We start from the raw sequence: 5747 nt of genomic DNA, 5'->3' as shown, positions 1-5747 counted from the left end.
TATCTATTTTTTGAACCAATCTCATAATTCATACGCAACCAAATTCACCTTTATAATTGTAGGGAATATAACGACGAACCAAGCATATAATTGATAAATGTAATTATGTCTCAAACTCTTTTATTCCCACGTCACCGTTTGGCGCTAGCTTGCTTACTTTCTAGTGCATCTACTTTCTCTTTTGCTCAAAGTCAATGTGAGGTGCCTGAGCTTCAGTTGTCATCTGATCTCGCTCATGCCGTTTCACTAGCAGACAACAGTTGCTATAGATCTTGGTTCTCAGCATCGAAGAATTCGTTAGCCAATATTTACAGCGAAGCTAGTCTGAACCAAATCAGTAATCTACTTAACTTAGAGATAGCCCGTTACCAAGGCGAATCTGAGCAAGCACGCAAGCTTGAAAACTTAGGTGAATTTGTACGCGCAGCTTATTACGTTCGTTATAACGCGCGAGAAGAAGATTTTTCAGAGGCGTTGAGCGAGCGCTTTGCACACTCAACCAATGCATTTCTTGCTAATCCTAATTCGCTAAATCAAGGGCGAGAACAAGTTGGTGCGCTGAAGAGCCTGACTCTAATGGTCGACAACGTGAAGCAGCTTTCACTCACTATGGATGCACAACTTGCGGCACTTAGCCATTTCAACCGTGAAACGGCGCAAGACACACAGTGGGTCGATGGGCTCAATAATCTATTTAGAGCGATGGCCGGCCATGCCGCTCGAGATGGCTTCTACGACTACCTAGCAAACAACACTCAGCATATAGATACATTAGCGAAATTTGCTCGCGACAATCGATGGGCTTTGGATACAGATGCAAGCTTTCTGGTTTATAACGCGGTGCGCGAGACTGGAAGATTGCTAGCAAGCCCAGATAAAGCGACCAAAGATAAAGCGTTACAAGTGATGCAAGATGTGATGGCGCAAAATCCATTGGGCAGTGAGCACGACAAACTGTGGCTAGCGGCGGTAGAAATGCTGGGATACTTTGCACCAGAGGGTTTGAACGGGCTCGATCTTGAACAGGCGAAACGCGACGTTGCTCGACGTATCTTACCTAACCGCTACGAGTGCCAAGGTCCTGCTATTCTTCGCTCTCAAAATTTAACCGAGTCACAAGCTACAAAGGCATGTGATGTATTGGCGGTAAAAGAGGCAGACTTCCATCAATTGGCTAATACTGGGCAGCAACCAGTGGCTGACGACAACAATCATAATGTTGAGATCGCGGTATTTGGTAGCAAAGGCAGCTATGTTGACTACTCTTCATTCCTGTTTGGTAATACGACAGATAACGGTGGTCAGTACTTAGAAGGCAATCCGGCCGACTTGGATAATGTAGCGCGTTTCGTGGCTTACCGTTACGACAATGGGGATGAGCTCTCTATTCTGAATTTTGAACATGAATACACGCATTACCTAGATGCACGCTTCAATCTACATGGTTCATTTAATGATAACTTGGCTCATGGTTACGTAGTGTGGTGGTTAGAAGGCTTCGCTGAATACATGCACTACAAGCAAGGCTACGATGCTGCAATTCGCTTAATTGATAGTGGCAAGATGCGCCTATCGGATGTGTTTGCGACCACTTACTCTCATGATTCGAATCGTATTTACCGATGGGGGTATTTAGCGACTCGCTTTATGCTAGAAGAGCATCCTAATGAAGTGGAAAGCTTACTGGCGCTGTCTCGTTCTGGTCAGTTTGCTGAATGGGCAAAGCAGGTAAAAGTGCTTGGCCAACAGTACGACGGTGAATTTGAACGTTGGCTAGATACGGTAACAAGTGAAGACAAACCTGAGCCTGGAGAACCAACTGAGCCGACAGAACCAAGCGATCAAATCAAGGTTCTTGTCGCTAACCAAAGCGTGCTGTTGAGCGGTGAAGCATACAGTGAGCAACTGTTCTACGTCGACGTACCTGAGAACACCACCCATTTTGAGGTATCGATTGAAGGACAAAATCAGGGGGATGCAGATCTCTACATGAGCTACAACCGCGCTGCGCATTACTATGACTTTGAGTTCAGCCAGTATGGCAGTGGCAGCAATGAGGTGGTGGTATTTGAGCCAGAGGCGACGGGATATATTAAGCCCGGTCGTTACTACATGAGCGTTACGGGACGAACTGAATTCAACGGGGTGAAGCTGTTTGCATCTTTGGAAACAGAGCATCCCGTTCCACCGTCTCCAGAACAAGATGACCTAACGCCTGTGGTATTAGAGTCCGGTAAAGCTCACCTGTTTACGGTTCATCAACAACGTTACGCGGCTGTTTATGTTCCAGAGGGAGTAAGAGAGGTTCGCGTATGGTTAACCGATCAAAACAGTGGTTCAACAGAACAAGGTAATGTTGACCTGTTTGCGAGCCGTGCATATTGGCCAACCGCTGGACAGCATGACTACGCGTCGGATTATCGTGGCAGCAATGAGTATCTACAAATATCAGTGACTGAGGAAGGGTACTTACATTTCTTGTTAAGTGCAGAACAGCAAGGTGATGATGTCGAGATGTTGGTCTATTTTCATTAAGGCACAAATCTCGAATAGGTGAAATAACAAGCCGAGTATGGACACTCGGCTTTGTTTTCTGACAGTTTTCTGTGTTTATAGAGTCGTTACACCATAATCTCTGATGAAGTGATGACATTGGCGGTTTAAGCTTGTAAGCATATGAAACACCGAGATAACGGTGTGGTCACTTGTTAAAACTGAATGATTTATTTAGTGAGGATCTATGAAGAAAGCACGATTAACATCACTACTTGGAGTAGCGACTTTAGTTGGCGTGGTTGCTCTGGCTGGATGCAGTCAGAATGGTGAAGTGATGAGTCAATCACAAGAGAATACGAATCCGATCTGTAGTACTAAAAACCTAACAGGTGGTTGGTCGAAAAGTGAAGTTACACCACAAGCAGAGCAAGCGCTAGACGCCGTGCTTAGCCAAATGAACACGTCTGCAAAGCTTCAACAAATCTTGAGCGTTCGAACTCAAGTGGTGGCTGGTTTGAATTACGCGATTGAGTTTGAAATGGATAATGGTGAAGTGTGGAATACGATTGTATACCGCTCTCTACAAGGCGATATCGAAATGGTTCAGGCCGCGCAGCAAGGCCGTTTGTGTCAGTAGTCTAAGCTAGCTATCAAATATAACGTCTCACACAAAAATGGCTCCCGGTTGGGAGCCATTTTTATTCTGATTAGCGCTTTATCTCGAGCTCGTAACGGTTTATTCCGCCTCGGATAATTCAGGTTCTGATACTTCGTTTTCAGATAACTCAACAACGCAAGCTCGGCTGATATCTTCATCGATGTACGCCATGCCCAGTTTGTTCAGGTAATCCATGCGGTCTGCAGTACGAAGATCGATATCTGGGCCTGCAATGTCGTTCTCTTGGTAAACCTTAGCGAGATGAGCCATGAACTGTTCGCCCACACTCATCATTAACAGGCTCATCGCACCCACGTCCGGCCTTACTTTGGCGCGCTGTTTTTCAGACAGGTTTACCGCTAATACGATAGGTTGTTCCTCACCTTCAAAACGAACGCTGCGTTCTCTCACCGTTTGTTGTGCCCAGTAGTACGCAAGCTCTTTACTCTGAGTTAGGAACACAGGCTCTACAGATTCGGTGTAGTTATTGCCGATGGTTGCCATGGTTTTTACGGCGGCTTGGTTGAGTGCTTTATCACCCGAGCGTTTTAGTCCTTGGCCTTTAATAGAAGCGATTAATGCTGAAGAGGTTCCGTGATACCAAGTATCACCTGTTGCGAAACCATTTTCTGATAGCAGTGTTTTTGCATCTTGTAGGTGTTTAGGTATTGAAGTCATAGGCACTCTCAATCAAAAGAAATTTCAACAAACAGGAATCTCATAAAACATGAATACGGTTAGCTTAAACAGATGTTGCTTAGCTGACCGTGGGTTAGGGCACAAATCTGAGACTTTGAGATAAAGCTGGCAATACAAGCTTTATCTCAAAGCCTTCCCCCGGATCTTACCTAAGTAAGAGAGAAGGGCGGGGGAGGCTTTAGCGTTAGCGATTAATCAAAAGTGTTAGCGATTAATCAAATTGGTTCGATGTATTCAGTTCACCCGCTGCTTTTAGTGCGTTTTCACCCGCGAAGTACTCTTTGTGGTCATCACCCATATCTGAACCAGACATGTTTTGGTGTTTAACACATGCGATACCTTGGCGGATCTCTTTACGTTGAACGTTAGCAACGTAACCCAACATGCCTTGGTCACCGAAGTACTCTTTTGCAAGGTTGTCAGTAGACAGCGCTGCAGTGTGGTAAGTAGGCAGAGTAATCAAGTGGTGGAAGATACCCGCTTCACGAGAAGCATCTGCTTGGAACGTACGGATCTTGTCGTCAGCACGCTGAGATAGTTCAGATTCATCGTACTCAGCGCTCATTAGGTTAGCTCGGTCGTATGCAGAAACGTCTTCACCAGCTTCAACCATCGCATCGTATGCTTGTTGACGGAAGTTTAGCGTCCAGTTGAACGATGGAGAGTTGTTGTATACCAGTTTCGCATTAGGGTGTACTTCACGAACGCCATCCATCATCTCTTTGATTTGGCCGATGTGAGGCTTCTCTGTTTCAATCCAAAGCAGGTCAGCACCCGCGTTGATTGCTTCAATACAGTCAAATACACAGCGGTCTTCACCAGTACCTTGACGGAATTGGTACAAGCCAGATGGTAGACGCTTAGGACGTACCAGCTTGCCTTCACGGTTGAAGCAAACGTCGCCTTGTTTCATGTCAGCTACATCGATCTCTTCAACATCTAGGTAAGAGTTGTAGATGTCACCTTGGTCGCCCGGCTCTTTCACTACTGCGATTTCTTTTGTTAGACCTGCACCTTGTGAATCGGTACGCGCAACGATGATGCCGTTGTCGATGCCTAGCTCAAGGAAAGCGTAACGAAGTGCACGAAGTTTCGCGTGGAAATCAGCGTGAGGTACGGTTACTTTGCCGTCTTGGTGGCCACATTGCTTCTCATCGGCAACTTGGTTCTCGATTTGTAGACAACAAGCACCAGCTTCAATCATCTGCTTAGCCATTAGGTAAGTCGCTTCTGCGTTACCGAAACCAGCATCGATATCCGCAATGATTGGCACTACGTGTGTTACGTGGTTGTCAATTTGGTCTTGGATGCGATCTTGTAGGTCAACATCACCTGCTTCACGAGCTGCGTCTAGTTCACGGAATAGACCGCCTAGTTCACGTGCATCTGCTTGACGAAGGAAGGTGTATAGCTCTTCAACTAGCGCTGCAACTGATGTTTTCTCGTGCATTGATTGGTCTGGTAGTGGACCGAACTCTGAACGAAGTGCTGCAACCATCCAACCAGAAAGGTATAGGTAGCGGCGATCTGTTTTACCATCAAAGTGCTTCTTAATAGAAATCAGCTTTTGTTGGCCGATAAAACCGTGCCAGCAACCTAGAGACTGAGTGTATTGAGAGCTGTCTTTATCGTAAGCCTCCATATCCGCACGCATGATATCTGCCGTGTATTGTGCGATATCTAGACCTGTTTTGAATTTGTTTTGAGCTCGCATACGAGCAGCAGATTCAGCATCGATTGCATCCCATGGAGCACCTGCAGCGCTTTTTGCAACTTCTATCATTTCGATATCTTGTGTAATTTGCGACATAACTATTCCTTAGTTTCACGTGGGTATGGTTGCCAACTTGGCTTGGATTAAAACTTTGCTATGGACAAAGAATAATCATACATG

Annotated in this window: 4 protein-coding genes; 2 read left to right on the top strand and 2 right to left on the bottom strand. The window is 45.7% G+C overall.

Annotation, left to right across the window (positions count from 1 at the left end; genetic code table 11):
• Nucleotides 1-105 precede the first annotated feature (105 nt).
• Nucleotides 106-2535, top strand: coding sequence for a M9 family metallopeptidase (locus BCT81_RS17760; RefSeq protein ID WP_102425313.1), 2430 nt, complete (start codon nucleotides 106-108; stop codon nucleotides 2533-2535).
• Nucleotides 2536-2740: 205 nt separating this feature from the next.
• Nucleotides 2741-3133, top strand: coding sequence for a cystatin domain-containing protein (locus BCT81_RS17755; protein ID WP_102425312.1), 393 nt, complete (start codon nucleotides 2741-2743; stop codon nucleotides 3131-3133).
• A 99-nt stretch (nucleotides 3134-3232) separates the two neighbouring features.
• Here BCT81_RS17755 and BCT81_RS17750 read toward each other — a convergent pair whose 3' ends face one another.
• On the bottom strand, nucleotides 3233-3832 hold the full coding sequence (locus tag BCT81_RS17750) for a hypothetical protein (RefSeq protein ID WP_102425311.1): 600 nt from the start codon (nucleotides 3830-3832) through the stop codon (nucleotides 3233-3235).
• A 232-nt stretch (nucleotides 3833-4064) separates the two neighbouring features.
• Nucleotides 4065-5663 (bottom strand): isocitrate lyase, encoded by a 1599-nt coding sequence (locus tag BCT81_RS17745; RefSeq protein WP_102425310.1) that lies wholly within the window; start codon nucleotides 5661-5663, stop codon nucleotides 4065-4067.
• Nucleotides 5664-5747: the final 84 nt, after the last annotated feature.

This window comes from Vibrio sp. 10N.261.52.A1 (genome assembly GCF_002876325.1).
GTDB classification, from domain to species: Bacteria; Pseudomonadota; Gammaproteobacteria; order Enterobacterales; family Vibrionaceae; genus Vibrio; species Vibrio chagasii.
This window is presented reverse-complemented; position numbering and strand designations above follow the sequence as displayed.

Excerpts from the sequence above, each read along its gene's own strand:
- BCT81_RS17760 (WP_102425313.1), top strand. The coding sequence starts at position 106 with ATGTCTCAAACTCTTTTATTCCCACGTCACCGTTTGGCGCTAGCTTGC.
- BCT81_RS17755 (WP_102425312.1), top strand. The coding sequence starts at position 2,741 with ATGAAGAAAGCACGATTAACATCACTACTTGGAGTAGCGACTTTAGTT.
- BCT81_RS17745 (WP_102425310.1), bottom strand. The coding sequence starts at position 5,663 with ATGTCGCAAATTACACAAGATATCGAAATGATAGAAGTTGCAAAAAGC.
- BCT81_RS17750 (WP_102425311.1), bottom strand. The coding sequence starts at position 3,832 with ATGACTTCAATACCTAAACACCTACAAGATGCAAAAACACTGCTATCA.